Annotated in this window: 20 protein-coding genes and 1 other annotated feature; of the genes, 6 read left to right on the plus strand and 14 right to left on the minus strand. The window is 59.6% G+C overall.

Annotated elements, in window-relative coordinates:
- Positions 1-9: 9 nt before the first annotated feature.
- From AC1RO0_RS13480 to AC1RO0_RS13515, 8 genes are all read right to left on the minus strand, one after another.
- Positions 10-2,073 (minus strand): hydantoinase/oxoprolinase family protein, encoded by a 2,064-nt coding sequence (locus tag AC1RO0_RS13480; RefSeq protein WP_498593401.1) that lies wholly within the window; start codon positions 2,071-2,073, stop codon positions 10-12.
- A gap of 153 nt (positions 2,074-2,226) precedes the next feature.
- A complete protein-coding gene (gene nac / locus AC1RO0_RS13485) occupies positions 2,227-3,165 on the minus strand; it encodes a nitrogen assimilation transcriptional regulator NAC (RefSeq protein WP_498593402.1) in 939 nt (312 codons plus the stop codon).
- Positions 3,166-3,243: 78 nt separating this feature from the next.
- Positions 3,244-4,452, minus strand: a complete 1,209-nt coding sequence (locus tag AC1RO0_RS13490) for an aspartate transaminase (RefSeq protein WP_498593403.1) — start codon at positions 4,450-4,452, stop codon at positions 3,244-3,246.
- 42 nt (positions 4,453-4,494) lie between these two features.
- Positions 4,495-5,238 carry a branched-chain amino acid ABC transporter ATP-binding protein gene (locus tag AC1RO0_RS13495; RefSeq protein WP_498593404.1) on the minus strand — a complete coding sequence of 248 codons (744 nt, stop codon included), beginning with the start codon at positions 5,236-5,238 and terminating at the stop codon, positions 4,495-4,497.
- Entirely contained in the window at positions 5,228-5,998 is a 771-nt protein-coding gene (locus AC1RO0_RS13500) for an ABC transporter ATP-binding protein (protein ID WP_498593405.1), read from the minus strand. The genes AC1RO0_RS13495 and AC1RO0_RS13500 overlap by 11 nt, the downstream gene beginning before the upstream one ends.
- Positions 5,995-6,981, minus strand: coding sequence for a branched-chain amino acid ABC transporter permease (locus AC1RO0_RS13505; RefSeq protein ID WP_498593406.1), 987 nt, complete (start codon positions 6,979-6,981; stop codon positions 5,995-5,997). The genes AC1RO0_RS13500 and AC1RO0_RS13505 overlap by 4 nt, the downstream gene beginning before the upstream one ends.
- A 40-nt stretch (positions 6,982-7,021) precedes the next feature.
- Complete coding sequence (locus tag AC1RO0_RS13510) at positions 7,022-7,894, minus strand: branched-chain amino acid ABC transporter permease (RefSeq protein ID WP_007690626.1); 873 nt, start codon at positions 7,892-7,894, stop codon at positions 7,022-7,024.
- A 21-nt stretch (positions 7,895-7,915) separates the two neighbouring features.
- A complete protein-coding gene (locus AC1RO0_RS13515) occupies positions 7,916-9,109 on the minus strand; it encodes an ABC transporter substrate-binding protein (protein ID WP_498593407.1) in 1,194 nt (397 codons plus the stop codon).
- 223 nt (positions 9,110-9,332) lie between these two features.
- On the opposite strand from AC1RO0_RS13515, the gene AC1RO0_RS13520 reads away from it, so the two are divergent.
- From AC1RO0_RS13520 to AC1RO0_RS13540, 5 genes are all read left to right on the plus strand, one after another.
- On the plus strand, positions 9,333-9,626 hold the full coding sequence (locus tag AC1RO0_RS13520; protein WP_498593408.1) for a hypothetical protein: 294 nt from the start codon (positions 9,333-9,335) through the stop codon (positions 9,624-9,626).
- Positions 9,627-10,237: 611 nt separating this feature from the next.
- Positions 10,238-10,435 carry a hypothetical protein gene (locus AC1RO0_RS13525; RefSeq protein ID WP_498593409.1) on the plus strand — a complete coding sequence of 66 codons (198 nt, stop codon included), beginning with the start codon at positions 10,238-10,240 and terminating at the stop codon, positions 10,433-10,435.
- Positions 10,436-10,448: 13 nt separating this feature from the next.
- Positions 10,449-10,640 carry a hypothetical protein gene (locus tag AC1RO0_RS13530; RefSeq protein WP_498593410.1) on the plus strand — a complete coding sequence of 64 codons (192 nt, stop codon included), beginning with the start codon at positions 10,449-10,451 and terminating at the stop codon, positions 10,638-10,640.
- Positions 10,641-10,791: 151 nt separating this feature from the next.
- Complete coding sequence (locus AC1RO0_RS13535; RefSeq protein ID WP_498593411.1) at positions 10,792-11,667, plus strand: hypothetical protein; 876 nt, start codon at positions 10,792-10,794, stop codon at positions 11,665-11,667.
- Between the two features lie 86 nt (positions 11,668-11,753).
- The gene (locus tag AC1RO0_RS13540; protein WP_498593412.1) at positions 11,754-12,599 is read left to right on the plus strand and encodes a VOC family protein; all 846 of its coding nucleotides are present in this window, start codon (positions 11,754-11,756) and stop codon (positions 12,597-12,599) included.
- A gap of 447 nt (positions 12,600-13,046) precedes the next feature.
- Here the strand turns inward: AC1RO0_RS13540 and AC1RO0_RS13545 are convergent, their stop codons facing one another.
- Positions 13,047-13,193 (minus strand): DUF1127 domain-containing protein, encoded by a 147-nt coding sequence (locus AC1RO0_RS13545; RefSeq protein WP_007690640.1) that lies wholly within the window; start codon positions 13,191-13,193, stop codon positions 13,047-13,049.
- A gap of 333 nt (positions 13,194-13,526) precedes the next feature.
- Positions 13,527-13,582: a sequence feature (sul1 is cis-regulatory element that is thought to sense ions involved in sulfur or methionine metabolism; They are found in Alphaproteobacteria), on the plus strand.
- Positions 13,583-13,652: 70 nt separating this feature from the next.
- Between AC1RO0_RS13545 and AC1RO0_RS13550 the strand changes: the two genes are divergently transcribed.
- Positions 13,653-15,119, plus strand: coding sequence for a SulP family inorganic anion transporter (locus AC1RO0_RS13550; RefSeq protein WP_498593413.1), 1,467 nt, complete (start codon positions 13,653-13,655; stop codon positions 15,117-15,119).
- A gap of 58 nt (positions 15,120-15,177) precedes the next feature.
- Here AC1RO0_RS13550 and AC1RO0_RS13555 read toward each other — a convergent pair whose 3' ends face one another.
- From AC1RO0_RS13555 to AC1RO0_RS13575, 5 genes are all read right to left on the minus strand, one after another.
- Positions 15,178-16,209: an ABC transporter substrate-binding protein gene (locus AC1RO0_RS13555; protein ID WP_498593414.1), complete on the minus strand. Its 1,032-nt coding sequence runs from the start codon at positions 16,207-16,209 to the stop codon at positions 15,178-15,180.
- 33 nt (positions 16,210-16,242) lie between these two features.
- A complete protein-coding gene (locus AC1RO0_RS13560) occupies positions 16,243-17,010 on the minus strand; it encodes an ABC transporter permease (RefSeq protein ID WP_498593415.1) in 768 nt (255 codons plus the stop codon).
- Positions 17,007-17,870: an ABC transporter ATP-binding protein gene (locus AC1RO0_RS13565; RefSeq protein WP_498594020.1), complete on the minus strand. Its 864-nt coding sequence runs from the start codon at positions 17,868-17,870 to the stop codon at positions 17,007-17,009. Before AC1RO0_RS13565 ends, AC1RO0_RS13560 begins: the two co-directional genes overlap by 4 nt.
- 308 nt (positions 17,871-18,178) lie before the next feature.
- Complete coding sequence (locus AC1RO0_RS13570) at positions 18,179-19,045, minus strand: Pnap_2097 family protein (protein ID WP_498593416.1); 867 nt, start codon at positions 19,043-19,045, stop codon at positions 18,179-18,181.
- A 7-nt stretch (positions 19,046-19,052) separates the two neighbouring features.
- Positions 19,053-20,321, minus strand: a complete 1,269-nt coding sequence (locus tag AC1RO0_RS13575) for an MSMEG_0569 family flavin-dependent oxidoreductase (protein WP_498593417.1) — start codon at positions 20,319-20,321, stop codon at positions 19,053-19,055.
- Positions 20,322-20,330: the final 9 nt, after the last annotated feature.

Below are 20,330 nucleotides of genomic sequence, written 5' to 3' on the forward strand. Positions count from 1 at the left end.
GGGGCCTCCTTAGAGAATATTGATCACGAGGTTGCCGTGGGCATCCACATGGAAGACGCCGCTCGGGCCGACGACCGCGGTCGATTCGCGCTGCTCGACGATCGCGGGGCCTTTCAGCTCCTGACCGACAGGAAGCTTGTAGTGGTCGTAGACCGAGGTCTCGGTATATGTCCCCAGCTCCTGAAAATAGACCTGACGGCTTCCCTTCCTCGCATCGGCGACCTCCGTCTCATGCGGACGGGTGACCTGATCCTTCTCGCCGCTGGCACGCAAACGCCAGGTGATGACTTCGACGGAGGCGGCGACCGTACGCCCGAAAAGCTCGCGATAGAGCTTGAAGAAATTGTCGAGAAGCTGCTTGAGGAATTCCTCTTTCGGCAGACTGCGGTCAGGCAATGCAACCGTGATCTCGTGGCCCTGACCGACGTGACGCATGTCGACAGTATAGCGGTTGGTGATCGTTTCCCTGGCGATGCCGGCGGCCGATACCACCGCGGCTCCCTGCCCCGCCAAATCATCGAGCAGCCGGTTCATGCCATCGAGATCCCAGGCATCGACCGCCATCGGATGGCTGACGGACAGATCGACAGCGACCGGAGCGATCAGGAGGCCGATCGCCGACGTCACGCCGGCGCCGGTCGGGCAGATCACGCGCTTGATGCCGAGCTTACGGGCGATGCCATAGGCATGAACCGGGCCGGCACCACCGAAGGCGACCATTGGCAGGGATCTCGGATCGACGCCGAGGTCCGTGGCGTGCATCGCTGCGGCCTTACTCATGGATTCGTTGACGAGATCATGGATACCCCACGCGCAGCGATCGACGCTGACATCCAGCGCATTGGCCAGCCTGGCCATGGCATCGCGTGCGGCATCCTTCGACACCTTGAAGGAGCCGCCGACGAAGGACTCCGTGCCCATATAGCCGAGCAGAATGTCGGCGTCGGTCACCGTCGGCTCGGTGCCGCCGCGCTGATAGGCGGCAGGTCCCGGAAGGGCACCGGCGGAACGCGGGCCGACGTCGAGCAGACCGAGCGGATTCTTGGCAGCAATCGAACCGCCGCCAGCACCGATTTCGATCATCTGGATGGACTGGATCTTCAGGGGAAAGCCGGAGCCCTTGCGGAAGCGCTGGTAGTGCGCGACCTCGAGATCGGTTCCGACCGTCGGTTCGCCATTTGGAATGAGGCAGAGTTTCGCGGTCGTGCCGCCCATGTCGAAGGAGAGGACGCTGCCCTCGCCGGCGATGCGTCCGAATTCAGCGGCGGCCACCGCTCCGGCAGCCGGACCCGACTCGATCAGCCTGACCGGTAGCTCGGCTGCGCGGCTGCTTGGAACCAGCCCACCGGACGATGTCATCCAGAGAACCTGGCGATCGATGCCTTTCTTCGCAAACTCGCGCTGGAGATGCGCGACATGGCCCGCCATTTGCGGCCGGGTGTAGGCGTTGACGACCGTCGTCGAGGCGCGATCGAATTCGCGCATTTCGGGGCAAACTTCCGAAGAAAGCGAGACGAAGATATCGGGGTCTTCCTCGCGCAGCAAAGCTGCGACGCGCTGCTCATGCTGAGGGTACTTATAGGCATGCAGCAGGCAGACCGCGACGGAACGGATGCCCTTTTCCTTCAACCGTCCGGCAATCTCGCGGACAGTTTCTTCCTTGAGTTCCGTCATGACGGACCCATCGGCGGCGATGCGTTCTTCCGCACCAAAGCTGTTGGCGCGGGTGACCAGCGGATCGGGATACTTGATGTTCAGGTCGTAGAGATCATAGCGGCCTTCATTGCGGATGCGCAGCATGTCCCGAAAGCCGTCGGTGGTGATGAAGCCCGTCTCGACGCCCTTGCGTTCGAGGACGGCATTGGTGACGACCGTCGTCGCTCCGAGCACCTGCAAGTTCTCGACGGTGATCGCTCCGGAGAACTTCTCCAACAATTCCGAGACGCCCTGCACGACCGCTTCCGCCGGGTTCTTCGGCGTACTCAGAACCTTGTGAAGATGCAGTTCGCCGGTGTCATCCAGAAGAGCGAAGTCGGTAAAGGTACCGCCGGTGTCGAAAGCCAGTTTTGCCATATTTCCCTCGAAGCGACTGTGCGGTGCCAAAGCGCCGTTGTGCCTAGGTTCGACCTTGCGAACCCGTTATCTGCTAGGAGGTTAGGTGACCGGGGCTTGTGTTGGCCAACACAACTACAGTCTGCCGCCATAGGGTTTGCTTATGGCAAAAACCTATACCGCGCGAATGCCTGGATGGTGGCCGGCCATCAATTTGCCGACGATCTCCAAGAGGACGGAGCGTGCGGCAAGGGCAGGTTCGGAAAGCGGGAGATGGTCGGAAACGCAAAGCGATACCGTCGCCTCGATGACAGGCCGGACGAGCGCTCGAACCTCGGCGCCCGCAAAGCCGGATGTCTCGGTGACTACCGAGGCAGGCAGGATTGTCGACCCCAGCCCATCGAGAACGGCAGCACTGAGCGCGGGAACCGATTCGATTTCCGAGACCACGTCCGGCTCGGCTCGGGCTCTCGCCAGCGCCTCATCGATAAGCCGACGCAGAAGATGGCCTTTGCTCGGTAGAAGCAGGGGGATCTCGTTCAGCGCGGACAATGGCAAGGGCTCTCCCGTTGCGCCAGGAAGCGTCGAGCCCGGCGGAGAAACGAGGAACATCTCTTCCCGAAAGAGCGGCTGCAGCGTCACGCCCTTGATCGGATTGGCAGAATAGATCAGCGCCATGTCCATCTTGCCGGTCATGATCAGTTCGCTGAGGATATGGCCGAAACTATCGTTGATATGAACGACGATCTTCGGATGCTGCGCCTTCATTTCCTTGATGATCGGCAGCGATAGCGCGCTGGAGGTGGAGTAGGTCGCCAGACCGATGGACACGCGTCCGGCAAGGGATCGGGTGGACTGATTGATATCGGTTTGCGCCTGCTCGATCTGCTTCAACAGCAGTTGCGCATGGCGATAGAGAATAAGGCCGGCCTCGGTCGGCGCGATGCCGACATTGCTGCGGATCAGGAGCTTGTGCTTGAAATGCGCCTCAAGCGCCGCAATCTGCTGCGACAGGGCCGGCTGCGCGGTGCGCAGAATGCTGGCGGCACGCGAAACGCTACCCGTATCGACGATCTTGACGAAGCTTCGCAGTTTTCTGAAATCGACGCTCATGGTTCCCGGCTTTTGTTTCGTGGAACCTAAGGCCTGTGGCAGGAGCGGCGCAAGTCCCTCCTGCATGGCGTGTGACTGTTAGCGAAGAGCCGCCACCGCATTCTCGATACGGTCACAGGCAGCCTTGATCACATCCATCGATGTCGCGATGGACAGACGGAAATACGGCGACAAGCCGTAGGCAGCGCCCTGGAGTGCAGCCACGCCAACGCCATCCAACAGATAGAGAACAAAATCGAGATCGGTTTCGATCGTCTTTCCATCCGGCGTCTTCTTGCCGATAACGCTGGCGCAGTTCGGAAACAGATAGAAGGCTCCGTCCGGCACAAAGCACGACAGGCCAGGAACGGCGTTCAATCGCGCGCAGGCATAGTCACGCCGCTCCTTGTAGACCTTTACGCTTTCGGTGACGAAGGACTGGTCGGCTGTCAGCGCATGTGCCGCGGCTGCCTGGCTCACCGAGGACGGGCAGGATGACATTTGCGACTGCAGCTTGTTGATCGCAGCGATCAGCGGCGCCGGACCGGCCGCATAGCCGATGCGCCAACCGGTCATCGCGTAGGATTTCGACACGCCATTGGCAAGCAGCACCCGATCCTTCAGCGCCGGCACGGCGGCCACCAGGGTCGTCATTGGCTCATCACGGAACCAGACCTGATCATAGATGTCGTCGGAGAGAACGAAGACATGCGGATGACGCAGAAGCACCGCGCCGAGTGCCTCCAGTTCGGCCCGTGTGTAAGCCGCACCTGTCGGATTGGAGGGAGCGTTGAGGATCAGCCAAAGCGTCTTCGGCGTAATCGCTGCCTCCAGTGCCTCCGGGGTCAGCTTGAAGCCCTGCTCCTGCGGGCATTGCACGATGACCGGCTTGCCATCATTGGCGATAACCATGTCGGGATAGGAGACCCAGTAAGGCGCGGGAATGATGACTTCCGCATCCGCCTCGACGCTTGCCATCAGCGCCAGGAACAGGATCTGCTTGGCGCCACCGCCGACACAGATCTCGTTCTCGGCATAGCGCAGGCCGAGGCGACGCTCGAAGTCACCGATAATCGCCTTGCGCAGCGCCGGTGTGCCGTTCACGGCCGTATATTTGGTCTCACCGCGGTCGATGGCCGCGTGTGCTGCGGCCTTCACATTCTCCGGCGTGTCGAAATCGGGCTCACCCACCGTCATATCGACGATATCGCGGCCGGCTGCCTTCAGTTCGCGTGCTCGCGCCGCCGCCGCCGTGCTGGGCGACACTTTGATTCTGGACACGCGCGATGCAGGCACAAAAGTGCTCATTGGAGTTTCCTCGGTTCTGGTTGTCAGCTGTTTGACGCGGCTTTAATGAACAGCGTCGGTTTCGCCGCGCATCTTTCCGGTCAGGAAGAGTTCGCCAAGCTCGTCATGCGTGATGTCCTTCGGCAGGCCGTCCCAGATGACCTTGCCGAGACGCAGGATAACGGCGCGCTCGGCGACCTCCATTGCCTTCTTCGTGTTCTGCTCAACAAGAAGGATTGTCTGGCCCGCCGCGTGAAGACGGAGAAGCTCATCGAACACCACGCCGATCGCCGCCGGCGACAGGCCAACGGATGGCTCGTCGACCAGAAGAACCTTCGGCCGCTGGAGGACCGCCATGGCTACTTCCAGCAGCTGCTGCTCGCCGCCCGACATATTGCCGGCAAGCGTCGAGCGGCGGGTCTTCAGGATCGGAAAGAGATCGTAGACATAGTCCCGGTCCGTCTTCACCTTGGCATCTCGGATCGTATAGGCCGCCATCTGCAGGTTCTCATCGACGGTCATCACCGGAAAGTTGCAGCGACCCTGGGGTACGAAGGAGATCCCCTCCCCCAGAATGGCGCGCGACTTGTAGCCGGCAATGTTCTTGCCCTGCCAGCCGATGCTGCCGCCCTTGATGGTGGTCATGCCGTAGAGCGTCTTGAGCAGCGTCGACTTGCCCGCCCCGTTCGGCCCCATCAGCGCGACGAACTGGCCGGCGGGCACATCGAGGTCGACGCCGTTCAGGATATCGAGATTGCCATAGCCTGCCTTCAGGCCCTGGATCGAAAGATTGGAATCAGCCTCCAAGATAGGCCTCCCTGACACGCTGGTCCTGAATGATGTCTTGCGGCAGGCCCTCGACGAGCTTCGCTCCCTGATCGAGAACGATCACGCGCTGGCAAATGCTGGTCACGACATCGATGTTGTGCTCGATCACCAGGAAACTGACGCCGAGCGACTTGTTCGCATAGACGATCGTCTCGACCACCCGCTCGATGATCTTCGGATTGATGCCGGCCATTGGCTCGTCGAGCAGGATGATCTTCGGTTCCGGCATCAGCATCGATGCGAACTGGATCAGCTTCTGCTGGCCGCCGGAGAGATTGCCCGCCGGCTGGTGGCGCACATCCCACAGGCCCGCCATCTTGATGAGATCGCGCGCCCTTTCCCGTAGTCCGGCGATCCGCTGGCGCGACATCCGGCCAAGCCCGAATGTCGACAGCAGCGACGGAAATGTAAACATCTGGCCGGCGATGACGAGGTTCTCCTCGACGTCCAGCGACTTGAAGGTGACGGTCTTCTGGAAGGAGCGGAGCATGCGGCCCTCGCGGGCGATGCGGTTCAGCGACCAGCCGGTAATGTCCTGGCCATCGAGGATGACGGTTCCGGAATCCGGCTTGGCGAGGCCCGTGCTGCAATCGAAGAAGGTCGACTTTCCAGAGCCGTTCGGCCCTATCAACCCGGCGATCTCGCCGCGGTCGATGTGAATGCTGACGTCGTTGACGGCCTTGACCGCGCCATAGGACTTGCTGAGGTTCTTGATCTGAAGAATGGGAAGATGGTTCATTTCGCACCTCCGATCGCATTCCAGAAGCGGTTGATAAGGGGAGCAAAGCCCTTCTTGAACCAGAAGACCAGCACCAGCAGGCAAAGCCCATAGGCGATCATCCGAAGCTCCGGCGTAACGCGTAGCGCTTCCGTCAGGCCGACGAAGAGGAGGCTGCCGAATACGGTTCCCGAGATCATCCCGGCGCCGCCGCCGAGCACGATGATCAGCATCGTCGTCGAATAGTACATCTGGAACGTCAGCGGGCTGACGACCGTCAGATAGTGAGCGTAGAGACTGCCGCCGACACCGGCAAAGGCGGCGCTGATCATGAAGACGATCAGCTTGTAACGCCATGTCGGAATACCGATCGATTCCGCCAGCGTCTCGTTTTCGCGGATGGCAATCATGTTGCGGCCAGCCGGCGAGCGGACGATTGCCCAGACGGCAAGCGTCGCGAGAGCGCCGACGGCCAGAGCCAAGTAGTAGAAATTCGTTGTCCCCGAAACGGTGAAGGACCAAGGGCCGAGCGCGAAGTGCGGCTTCGGTATCCCCGACAGTCCCATGTCGCCGCGGGTCACGGAAATCCAGTTCTTGGCGATCGCCTGGCCGATGATGACGAAGCCGAGCGTGCACATGACGAAGGATGTCGAGCGCAAGCGAAGGGCGGGAATGCCGAGAGGAAGCGCTATCGCTCCGGCAACGAGCCCAGCTGCGACAGCGTTCACATAGAATGGCGTTCCATAGGTGACCGCCAGAAGTCCGGCGGTGTAGGCACCGATGCCGAAAAAGGCGGCCTGGGCGAGAGACAGCAGCCCCGTATAGCCGACAAGCAGGTTCAGCCCATGGGCCGGAAGCATGAAGATCAGCGCGATAATCAGCGCGTGCGTGACATAACGGCTGCCGATGAAGGGAGCGGCCAGCGCAAGCACGAGCAAGACAGCGGCAAGCGGAACACGGAAATCGCGTCGGCGCACTTGTTTAATCGTTTCCGTGAGAGACATATCGAGTCCTCAAATTCGAGAAAGTTTCGGCGGGATGCGCTTAGAAGCGCGCCTGCGTCGAGAAGAGTCCATGCGGTCGCCACATCAGCATCAGAATGAGCGTTGCAAAGCCGACTGTGTCGCGGAATTGAAGCCCCACATAGGTCGCCACCAGGCTTTCGGCGATGCCCAGGATCATGGCCGCGAAGAACGTGCCGCGAACATTTCCAAGGCCGCCCATGATGATGATCGGCAGCGTCTTGAAGGTGATGAGTTCTCCCATGCCACCATAGACGCTGACATTGACCGGCGCGGTCAGCACGCCGGAGAGTGCGGCGAGTGCAGCCCCCAGGACGAAGGTTCGCAGCACCACCTGCGGCACGTCGATGCCGACGACTTCGCAGCACTCGACATTCTGTGAAACGGCGCGCATCGACTTGCCCATGCGGCTGTAGGTAACCATCAGCTCGAGGCCGATGAAGACCAGCAGACAGACGACCAGAATGATGATGCGCTGCTCTGCCAGGCTGAAGCCAAGGATCGAGACAGGCTCGATATATCCGCCGGAAAAGAATTTGTATCCGCCGCCGAAGACGAGGATCACCGTATTCTGCAGGACAAGCGCGATACCAAGCGTGGCAAGCACCCCGGACTCCGCCGGGGCGCCGACCATGCGCTGCATGACAAGCTTGCCCACGACATAGGCGACGACGATGGTCGAGAGGACGCCGACGATGATGGACGCCTCATAGGACAGGCCGAGATAATCGATCGCGAACCATGCTCCGAACGTCCCGAGCATATAATATTCGCCATGGGCGAAATTGATGGCCCTGAGCACGCCGAAGATCATCGTCATGCCGACCGCGACGATCGCGTAGACCGAGCCCGTCACGATACCGTTGATGACCTGCTCGAGGATGGTCGAGAACATGGTGATATTCCTCGCGCTCGGTTATTGGGCAGGGTACTGGATGTCCGCTGTAAAGGCACCCTTGATGCTTGGCTTGCCGTTCTCGATCTGGAGAAGGATCATCGGCAGGCGCGCCTGGTTGTGATCGTCGAAGGTGACCTCACCGACGGGGCTCTTGTATTTTATCTTGGAAAGCGCCGCCCGGACCTTGTCCTGCTCGATGCTGCCTGCCTCGTGGATAGCCTGCGCAAGCAGATGAACGGTGTCCCAGTGAACGTAGGCATGGTTGTTGGGCGCTTCTTTGTAAGTGGCGGTGAACTTCTCGACAAAGGCCTTGCTTGCCGGCGAATCCCATGCCGGCAGCCAGGCGGCGGCCTCGACAGCACCTTCGAGCGCCGTTGGTGCCGATTTGATGGTCTTTTCGGTGTTGAACTCGCCATTGCCGATCAGGGTGACCTTGCCGGCGAGGCAAAGCTCAACCATCTGCCGCGCAATGATCGGTGTCGTATCGGCAAGGCCGTAGAGGATGATCGCCTGCGCGCCATTGTCCCGGATCTTCGCCAGCACGCTGCGGAAGTCGACTTCGCCTTCCTTGTAATAATCCTCGCTGAGGATCTCACCCTTGAACTGCGGCAGGTATTTCTTGGTGAATTCGATCGCCGAGCGGCCATAGTCGCTGTCGACGGAAAGGACTGCAAACTTGGTAAAGCCGCGCTGTTCGGCAGCATATTTCGCAACGATGAGCGCGCGGTTTTCATCCGTCGGGTAGTTGCGGTAGGTCCACTTGTAGCCGCCGACGCCGGCGCCGTATGTGATCTTAGGATTTGACGAGGCGGCATTCAGCAGCAGGACTTCGGCGTCCTCCACGACGGGCTGCATCGCAAGCGTCACCGAGCTGGAGACGTCGCCAATGACGAAGCCGACCTCGTCTTCATCGATCAAGCGTCGCGTGGCCGAGACCCCCTCGACGGGCGTACCCTGGCTGTCGGCATTGTAGAGCTCGATCTTATGCCCGTCGACGCCGCCGGCATCGTTGATTTCCTTCACGGCGAGTTCCGCGCCATGCATCGAGAATGCACCATATCGGGCGTTCGGCCCGCTCATCGGCGCGACGATCCCGAGCTTGATGGGAGCGCCTTCGGCTCTCGCCGCGTCCGACATATTCGGCGCGAGTGTCACCAGTGCCAGCATGGCGGTAGAAATGCAAAGTGCTCTGCGGGTTATCGTATGCGTCATGTTCCCACTCCGTTTTCGGATGCGATCGCCCGGCTTTTGCCGTGACGTGCCTGGTGCCGCTTTTGCGGTTCTTCGTCGTCAACAGTAGGTTCATAGACGCGTATCTGGCCAACACAACTCCATTCTGCCGCCATAGCGTTTCTTTATGGCGAAGTACCATTTCCGACCGGCGGCTTTGTGCGCGAAGGCTGGAATTGGGGCACTGCTCGTGTAAAATCACACTATGACGAACACCTCACATCCGCATCATGACGGTGCAGAAATCCACCTCAGCCCTGACGAGGCTATAGTGCTCTTCGAGCTACTGTCCCGCTGGTGCGATTCAAAGGCTATTCATACCCATAGTCCGGACAGCGAATGCTTCGAAAGCACCGCGGAATGCGCTGTGCTCCACGGTGTTCTCGCAGGTCTCGAGAAACAACTCGTCGCTCCGTTCAAGGAAGACTACCATCAGATTGTAAAAGAGGCGCGGCGTCGTCTGGCGGATCTTTGGGATTATCCGACCCTCAAAGGCTGATCGGCGGAAACGTGGCGCTGTGGCAAAGCTTTGAAGGCAGCCGGCGGCCGCCTATTCCCAAAGCGACGGCACCTGGTATTTGAGATCGAGATCGAAATCGAATGCCAAATCCTATGTCCTTACATCGACACCTACACTACCGGACCTACCCGTTTGGGCGTCTATACGCGGGACAACGACGGTTGTATTGATAGGCCGTTCACTACCCGGTGAACCATACTGCGCCAGGCGTTAACGCCCCCAACCTACGCCTGGCGCCCCCTCTCCGCCAATGAATATCCCTCGCTACGCCAGCATGGCGGCGTCGGGATCTCAGGTGAGCTTCACCGTTCAGGCACATGGGACGTAAGCCGGGGGAACGATCCGCAGAGCCAGGAATACGCTTCCACCAACATCGCGCGGGGCGCCAACGGTTCGCTCGCAAAGCCGCCTGCGCACGCTCTGTATATTAGAAATCTTTTCTACGATCATACGGTTTATTTGGCATCGATCGGAATGGTCAGCCAGATACTCACCACATATAGTCTATTAAATTGGTAGATTATAACGCTGCCCTCGCTGAACACACTCGGTAGTCCAGTCGGCAGGGCAGATTTTAGCGGGTGATCGCAATGGCAAAACAGGTGATCGAATATGCCGGCGTGCCGGTCGGAATCGTCGTTCCAGACAGGGATCTGCTGAAGTTCATCGCCGTCAAGTTTCATGTGCATGATCTTGATGGCCAGCACTTTGCCTCCGCCTCCGACGTGCAGCGGGCAATCCACAAGCTGATCTCGGCCTCTGGCAACCACGTCGATCGCGCCGCTTGATCGGAGGGATATCATGGGCAGGTTGCGCCACTTCTTCCGTCTCTCCGCACAGCGCGACGATCTTGAAACGAGGCTGCTTGCTCAAGAGTATCGCTTCCTGCTTCTGGACGATCATTTCGACGACGGCATCGACAGGGAACTGCAATCGAGATGCGATGAGCTCTCCGCCGAAATCTCGTCGCGGCGTTACCAGCATCACCGTTGATAGTCCGCCTCGCCGCCTCGCCACCTTCCGGCGATCGGCCTCTGCCGTGATCGAGGCAGCTATCGGGCTTCATCTCACGACGTCGACAGCCGGTGTTCGCCATCACCATCAACACCAAAAGCGCTACAACGCTCAACCAGGAACATAGTGGATGCCCAACGGATTTTTCGCCAAAAGAACCCTCGTGTTGCAAGCCACATTAAGAGCAGCAATTCTCGCTGCCGTCATCCCGTTTGCCTTCCAGAATACAGCCCTTGCGGACCAAAAAGTGCTTCTGTCCTATGAGGCGACACCTTCCGCAGAGTTCCATCTGCCACGGCTCGCCCAGGCCAGCTATGACGACCGGGCGGCCTTCTCGGCCGAAGTTCTGAAAGACATCGTACCGAAGATCATAGCGGCCAATGGCATCGACCCAGCGATCCTGGAGACGGAGGTAACGCCCGGCGGGTATCTCCTGAAAACCAACGCGTCGCTTCAGACCGAGGGAACGCTTGATGACGCCGTGGCAGATCGCCTGGCCGGCTCTCTTGGTTATATTTTCCGCCAGTATAGTGTCCTCGTGTCTCGCCTGGACGATACAGCCGGCAGCACTGGCTTCGTTGTCGTGCAGTTCCCCAAGGACAGCCTCAATGCCACCGTCGCGCAGAAATTCTTCGAGACGGCCGAGGCGACCAGAAAAGGCTTGGGCGGCGGCTACACGGCATTCGGGGACGAGCAAATCTTCCTCAACGTCACGAATTCCGAAGGAAAACCCTATAGCGGCCTCGACGACACGACCTTCCTTGACGGCCTGAAGCAAGCCGCCGCATCGTTTGGCGCACCTTCACCGGAAGTATCGGCGTCCGGCAAGGCAACGGCGCGCTTTATCGGGAATGATTGGGACAAGTCCAAGGAAGGCGAAGACTATGTCAGCCGGCTCGGCGGACCGAATTCCGAACTGGTGAAAAAGCTGGATGAGATCGGCAAAGAGTACGCATCCCTTGTCGCCAAGACAGCCGAAAGCAAAGGCTGGAACAAGGGTGAATGAAGGCTAGCACCCGGCACGAAAGCACGAGCCGGGTTCAGCGAGAACACGCGATCCAATAATATAGTCAATATTCGAAGGCCCCACCCATGCCCGTTACAACTCAGCCACTCGCTCTTGATCACGCTGTCATTGGCGTTCTCGATCAGCTCGATGCCGCGGCGGCGATTTATCGCAAGCTTGGTTTTACGCTAACCCCTCGGGGCTATCACACGCTCGGCTCCATCAACCATCTTGCCGTCTTCGGCGAAAACTATCTGGAGCTTCTGGGTTTTCCACCGGAGGACGATAAGAAACGGAGCGATCTCTGGTCTTACCCGATCGGCCTGAACGGCCTTGCCTTTCGCACCACCGATGCCGCCACCTTGCAGGGCGAACTGGCCGCCGCCGGCAAACCAGTGACCGACTGGAAAGACTTTTCCCGCCCCGTTGACGTGGATGGCGCACAGAGGCCGGCCAGTTTCCGGACCTTCCAACTCGGTCAAGACGCGATTTCCAATGGCCGCTTCTTCTTTTGCCAGCACAATACGCCGGAGCTGGTGTGGCGCCCGGTCGATCAGGACCACCCAAACAGCGCTTTGGATATCAGCGACGTCTTTATCGTCAGCCGTAAGCCTCAAACGATTACCGAACTCTTCGACGGGTTCCCGGCTGCGGCGACGCCCCGGATCGACAAGGATGGTATCGTCATCCAAGCCGGCGATGTCACGATCCACATCATATCCGAGGACAAGGCAATCGCCCGTTTCGGATCAGCCATTCCGCAGAGCTTTGAGGGCAACGAGCGAAAGGTCGCCCTGGGGCTGAAAGTCCGCTCACTCAAGACCGCGGCAGATGCCCTCGCGCGCGGCGGTTTTTCGCCTCTCGCCTTCGAAGGCGGCTTGCTCGTCGATGCCGTCGCCGCCAATGGCGTCGCGCTTTGGTTCAAGGAATAGCAGCGGCTCACACCGACATCATGAAGCTCAAGTCACGTCCCTCCAGGACGATTGCCTCGATCTGCGGTTTGGCCATTTAGAGAAACATCATCCAGAAACGAAAAAGCCTGCCGCGGGAGGAGGTGCGGCAGGCTTTTCGAAAAGAACCGAACAGCGACTGGGAGGAGGAGTGTCGCTGTTCCTACAGACGTCCCTGGGAGGAGGAGCGGGCCGTCTGAAACTCGAAGCTCTGCGGGAGGAGGTGCATCGCTTCGATGGTTTGAACATACTCCGAATAGAAATCATTGCTATGCCTTATGCTGCACTGCAGCTATGCAAGAAATACATGTCGGAAAGAATTCGCGATGGAAGGCCCGCCTAACAGGGTTCAGCCATGGGCAACCGGCGCAAAAACGCCCGCGTCATGCGCGGGCGTCGGGCAGTCTTGGAGGCTGTAAGTCCGTGCGGTTAGCGCGCGACCGATGCGCGGGCAACGCTGCGGATGTCGGCGCGGTCGATGCCGAGATCCTGCAATTCGCGGCTGGACATGCGGCCGAGTTCGTTAACGGTCTGACGGAACTTGCGCCAGTTGTTGAAAGAGCGTGCTACGTTCATGATAATCCCCTTTCCTGAGGGCTAATGACGTCAGCAACCTTGCTCGGCTCCGGCGTCGTTTCGATGCTTGGAATATAGGCGTTTCAATCGGTTTAAAACAGTGCCAATCTCTCATCCCACCTATGCGTACGGCGCATTGGTTCGGTGGATTCCACAAGGAATGATCGTTTTTTAAGCCCTGAGTGGATCAAAACCGCCGACAAGTCGGCATCCCAGCAGCCGCGGATCATCATCGGGACGATGACACCGCCACACGCCCACAGACCTTCCGCGACGAAGGGCGATTTCATGTTGCGTCGCGGCAAAAATGCGGACTATAAGCGATGCACTCACCACGGACCCGGTGAAACTCCGGGTGGCTCTTCTGGCCGCCGATCCGCCAGATAACGCAAAACCTGCATGTCATCCAAACAACCGCTCCACAGGGCGCGTTCGTCATGCTTTGCGAGAATTCATCCTATGCAGCTTTCATCCATCCGTCGGGATTGGTCTGCCAATCCCATGCGCGAAATGCTCGCCGGAGCCGTCGCGACATTCGCGCTGATCCCCGAAGTCATCGCCTTCTCCTTCGTTGCGGGTGTCGACCCGCAGGTCGGCCTGTTCGCATCATTCGTCATCGGCATCGTCATCGCCTTTACGGGCGGCCGCCCCGCGATGATTTCGGCGGCGGCTGGATCGGTCGCGCTCGTTGCCGCCCCGCTGGTTCATGCACACGGACTGCCTTACCTCTTCGCTGCCGGATTGCTGGCGGGCCTTTTTCAGATCCTGTTCGGGCTCTTGCGTCTGGGCGTCCTCATGCGGTTCGTTTCAAAGTCGGTTCGCACCGGTTTCGTCAACGCGCTGGCGATCCTGATCTTCGCGGCCCAGCTTCCGCATATCATCGGGGGAGACTGGATCGCCTACACCATGCTGGCCGCTGGCCTGGCAATCATCTACCTGATTCCGAAAATCACGACGGCGATCCCGTCGCCGTTGTTCTGCATTCTCATTCTGACCGTCGCCTCGATAGGCCTCCAGCTTCCGGTCATGACCATCGCCGACCTCGGGAGACTGCCCGACTCTCTTCCGGTCTTTGGCTGGCCTGCAGTTCCGCTGACTTTGGAAACGCTGAGGATCATCGCTGGCCCAGCGCTTGCCATCGCCATGGTCGGGCTGCTCGAATCCATGATGACGGCCTGCGTCGTTGACGATCTTACCGACACTCCGAGTTCGAAGAACAGGGAGTGTACCGGCCTTGGCATCGCCAATGCCGCCGCAAGCCTGTTCGGCGGGATCGCCGGCTGCGGCATGATCGGCCAGACCGTCAGCAATGTGAAGTACGGCGGACGCGGACGTCTTTCTACCCTCTTTGCGGGTGCCTTCCTGCTGGTTCTGATGGTCCTCTTGAAGCCATGGGTGTCTCAGGTTCCCGTGGCGGCACTCGTGGCCATCATGGTGATGGTATCGATCGACACGTTCGATTGGTCGTCATTGCGCGCGGTCGTCATTCATCCCAAGATGTCGAGCGCAGTCATGATCGCGACCGTTCTCGTTACGGTGTTCAGCGCCAATCTGGCGCTGGGCGTGACTGTGGGCGTCCTGCTGAGCGGCGTTTTCTTCACCTTCAAGGTCGCCCGCCTAATGCGGGTGGAAAGCGAGACGGATGCTTCGACCGGTCGTTTGACATATCGCGTCTCGGGCCAGGTCTTTTTCGCATCCGCCGATGTCTTCGTCGAGGCCTTCGACATTCAGGATGCGAGCGATAGCACGGTCCTGATCGACGTCTCGCAAGCGCACTTCTGGGACATCACCGCTGTCGCAGCCCTCGAGAAGGTGGTGCAGCGATTCAAGGCGCATGGCATTCCAGTGGATGTCGTGGGTCTCAACCAGGCCAGTTCAACGCTCATCGGAAGCCTTGACGGGTCGATGAAGCTGAAAGAGACCTGATTGAGATCGGCGATCGGCAGTTTCGAAACCCCGAGCCAAAGCCAAGGGCATCATGACATCATATCTTGGCTGCCTTGATGAAACGCGGATCGAAGGTCTTGTCGTAGGGCACATCGGCATCGGCCAATTCCGGGTCGAGCGTCTTCAGGACGCTCATCATCGACTTATAGCCTTCCTCGCTGATCATGCCGTCGGGTGAATACATTTCCTTCGAGTTCTTGAAGGCCTGGATGTAAAGATCGCGGTTTCCGAGCAGGTATTCTTCGGGCACGGTATCCGCCACGTCTTCCGGCTTTGCCTGCTCGATCCATTTCAAGGCCTTCAAAAAGGCATTGGTCACCCGCTGCGTCGTCACCGGATTGGCCTCGCTGAAGCTGCGCTGGATATAGACCGTTGCGGCCGGGTTCGGGCCGCCGAACAGTGCGCGTGTTCCGGCTTCCGTTCGCGTGTCGATCAGGACGGACACCAGATCCTCGTATTGAAGCTGGGCGATCACCGGATCGAGATGGGACAGGCCGTCGACCTCGCCGTTCTTGATCGCCGCAACGGCGCTGGCACCGCCGCCTATGCCGATCAATGCGACATCGGTGGGCGCCAATCCGTTCTTCTGCAGGGCATATTGCAGCATCAGTGCAGTCGACGAACCCGGCGCCGTGACACCAATCTTCCGCCCCTTGAGGTCGGCGACGGACTTGATCTCGCCCGCGAGTTCCTTGCGCACGGCAATCACGATCCCGGGGAACCGGCCCAGGCCGCAGATGGCGACGATATCCTGTCCCTTGTTCTGCATGCGGATCGTGTGCTCGTAGGCACCGGCGACGACATCGACCGAGCCGCCGATCAGCGCCTGCAGCGATTTCGCACCCCCGGCAAAATCGTTGATCGTGACGTTTAGCCCCTCTTCCTTGAAGAAGCCCTTCTTTTCGGCAATCGTCAGCGGCAGGTAATAGAGCAGCGGCTTGCCGCCGACGGCGAGCGTCAGATCCGGCTTTTCCGGCTTCGCGTCATCGGCGATGGCCGGCCCGCTTGCCTGAAAGAAGGCGGCAGCACCGATGCTGGCTGTGCCGATCAAGAATGTCCTGCGTTCCATGTTTTCCTCCACTATATCCAAGATTGAAATCGCCTAATGCCGCCACCGCAGCATGTGCTGCTCGACCTTCGTCATCAGCCAGTCGACGATAAGGACGAAGGCCATCAGCACGAACATGCCGGCGAAGACGCCGGTCACGTCGAACACGCCTTCGGCCTGCTGGATGAGGTAACCGAGCCCAGCAGCCGAGCCCAGATATTCGCCGACAACCGCGCCGACGACCGCAAAACCCACGGAGGTATGGAGGCTCGAAAACATCCAGGACAAGGCCGAGGGAATATAGACATGGCGCAGCAACTGCCTCTCGTTCATGCCGAGCATGCGGGCATTGGCAAGCACAGTCGGGCTCACTTCCTTCACGCCCTGATAGACGTTGAAAAAGACGATGAAGAAGACCAGCGTGACACCGAGTGCCACCTTCGACCAGATGCCGAGGCCGAACCACAGCGCGAATATCGGCGCGAGCACGACGCGCGGCAAGGCATTGGCCGCCTTGACATAGGGGTCGAAGACAGCGGCGACCACGGGCCGGCGCGCAAACCAGAAACCGAAGGCCACCCCACCGATTGCGCCGATGAAAAATGCCAGCAGGGATTCCGACAGCGTCACCCAGAGATGATACCAGATCGATCCGTCGGCGAACCATTTCACAATCCGCGCGGCAACCTTGAGCGGATCGGCAAAGAAGAAGACGGCAGTTCGCGGGTTGCCGAAGACATGCGTTGCCGTTGCGAGATACCACGCACCGATGATGACGATCGCCACCAGCAATTGGCAGGCAAGGAGCTTCGTTCTGGTCATTGGGCGGCCACGTTGGTCTGCTGATAGGCGGCCATGACTTCTTCTCGCAGCGCATGCCAGATGCTTTTATGCAGTTCGGTAAAGGCCGGGTCGTGGCGGATTTCCGCGATATCGCGCGGCCGGGGGATCGAGACGCGGAAATCGCCGATGATCCGGGATTTCGGCCCCGCCGACATGATGACGATGCGATCCGCAAGGGCAATCGCCTCGTCGAGATCATGCGTGACGAACATCACCGCCTTCTTGTCCTCCGACCAGAGGTTCAGGAGAAGGTCGCCCATGATGAGGCGGGTCTGTGCGTCGAGCGGACCAAACGGCTCGTCCATCAGCAACAGCTTCGGATTGCGGATGAGCACCTGGGCCAATCCTACCCGCTTGCGCTGACCGCCGGAGAGCATGCGCGGATAACGATCGGCAAAGCCGCCGAGACCGACACGCTCAAGCCATTCCATCGCCGATTTGCGTGCTTCATTCGCCGACACGCCGGACACTTCCAGGCCGATCGCGACGTTTTCAAGCACGGTTTTCCACGGCATCAGCGAATCCTGCTGAAACAGGTAGCCGGCTTGCCTGTTCAGCCCCTTGAGCGGGCGCCCGAAAATCTCGACCGATCCGGATGCCGGCTCAAGCAGCCCTGCCGCCACGTTGAGAAGCGTGGACTTGCCACAGCCGGTCGGCCCGACGATCGCCAGAAATTCGTCTTCCGCCACATCGAGATCGGTGCCAGCCACCGCGTCGAAGCGCTTGCCGCCAGCGATCCCGAAAGAAATCGACACATTATTCAGGCGAACAGCCCGAGGAGCCGCGATCGTCACGGCTTCCGCTTTCGATTGAAAATTTTTCAACTCTCCCGAACCCATCATTCAACAAGCGACATCACAAAGGACCTGCGCCATCGGACACCAGGCCATCGCGATCCAACCTATTGCATTACCATTTGGAGCACACAGACTTGAGCGGCGGACCTATCCAATGCCGCCGAACTGCGCTCATCGATGAAATGACATAAGCTGGCTCGCCTCGCTGCCTCCTCCAAGCAGCGCTCCACCCGAACAATCTGGCATTATGTAGCGTATTTTCCATAACATTGTCATTGCGAAGCAGCCAGCATGCCGTTTGTCTTTTAATCTCAAGGAACCGTGATTGCCACCGACAAAAGCACTTTCGCTCAGTGCGACGCCGTCAGCAATATACGCCCGATGAGGTCGCCATCAGAGCGCCGGAGACTGCAAGCCGCCGACATTGTCTCGCAGTCCATGACCGTCAGCTCCATGCTGAGCGGTTCGCCGATGCCGGCATTGCCCAGGAAGAAACTATCCCTTCGGGTTATGTTGCGGAACGCGCCGTCAGGAAACCAGCTTTCGAAGGCACGCGCGACGAAAGCCTGGAAATGGGCGAAATAGAGCAGGCCGGCCCCATTGAATTCCTGGCTTGCAGCAGGTTGGAAACGAAAGTCCCGCAGGACATCCCGACCCGCTACCGGCATGCCGAGATGGGTCTCGCAACGACCGTTGCGGACGTCCGATGCAATCCGGGCAAGCGTGTTTTCCAGCCGCACCGGAAAACGATGCGCGCCGGGCAACTCGACACGGGCGATCGACACATTGTCGTTCTCGCGTGTCCGGCGGACAAAGGCCGAGAGAAGCTCGACGTCGCCGATCATCTCTCCCTCGACCAGAAGCAGGTGTCGTGAGGACACCTGGGTCTTCGACACCGGTTCAAGCACGGACTGTATGGCTAGCACCTGGTTGGGACGCGCCCGATTGAGCTGCCCATTTGTCAGCGATGTCGCGCAGATCGCCGCATAGGTTTCGGTCCCGTCGGCGGTGCGAAAGTCCGCATCGTCCATGCCCATGCATCTTGCCAACATCAGCCAGTGGCGATGTCCGAGCTCTTTCATCAGCCAGGTCTCGGAGAGGCCGAAGGGTGTCAGCTGCGGCATGCCGAGCAGAATATGCGGTTCGAGCGCCCTTTCCATCAGCGCGCGTCTGGAGGGCTGGTGGAACATCTCGACGTTGCGGATCGCGAGGCTCATCTGACGCTCATCCGTTCGCCGCTTGCTTTAACTCCGACCGGCCGTTGGCAAGCCGCTCCACAAGTTGACCCACCACATGTTCCGCATCCTTTCCAACGCTGAGGAAGCGGCCGGAGCCCCACGTCCAAAGCCAGGGCATACCAAGGACATAAGCCCCATCAACGCTGGTGACACCATGTCGATGGACCGGATAACCGGTGCCGTCGAAAATCGGCAAGGCAACAAAGGACCAGTCCGGCCGGAAACCCGTCGCCCAGATGACCGCACCGACGCCTTCGGCCACAAGGTCGATTTCCGTAGGCTCGATCTCCGGCTCCCACAACGGGACATAGGCCGAGCCAGCCGGTGCATCGATGTTGTTTGCGGCTATGTGCTTGTCGATCAGCGCGTTGATGCCGTTATAGACCCGGTCGGCGCCGTCGAGATTGGCCCTGAGGTTTGGCTCGAACAGCATCTTGCCATTCGAGATGCCGGACATCCGGCCGTAGAGCGCCATGCCTTCCAGCGCGAATTTTCGTAGGTCGATATCCCGGCCACCATCCCTGCCAGTCAGGTAATGGTTGGTGTCATGCTTCTTCTTGCGCATGCCGTCATGCTCGACCGTTATGTCATACTGGCCGATATCGGAAAGCCAATCGACCACGTCGCGACCCCGATAGAAACGCGCGCAACGCGGTGCATTACCGGTTGCCATATGCACCTTGCGACCGGCCAGATGCAGGTCCTCGGCGATCTGGCAACCGGACTGTCCGGAGCCGATGACGATGACCCCGCCTTCAGGCAGTTGATCGGAATTGCGATAATCGGCGGTATGAAGCTGCATGATGCTATCCGGCAGGCGCTCGGCGGCGCGCGGTATGGCCGGATCGCTATAGAGACTGGTGGCAAGGATCACGCTGTCGGCGGTTACCGTTCCGGCTGAGGTTTCGACCCTGTAGAGATCGCCGGCCTTTTCGAGCGCGGTCACCGCAGTATGTTCGAAGACCGGCGCATCGACCTTGCGAATAAACCGGTCGACATAGCCGATGATCTCGTCCTTGATCATGAAGCCATGCGGGTCGTTGCCGTCATAGGGATGATCCGGCAACTGGCACTGCCAGTTGGGTGTGACCAGGCAGAAGGCATCCCAGCGCTGCTCCCGCCATTTGTGCGCCATGGTCTTCTTTTCGAACACGACATGATCGATGCCGTGCTCTTTCAGGCAATAGCTTGCCGAAAGGCCGGCCTGGCCGCCGCCGATAACGACGGCACTGTAATGAGGCTCCAAAGTGGGCATGGCTTTTCC

The organism is Rhizobium sp. GW821-FHT14E12, from assembly GCF_058803745.1.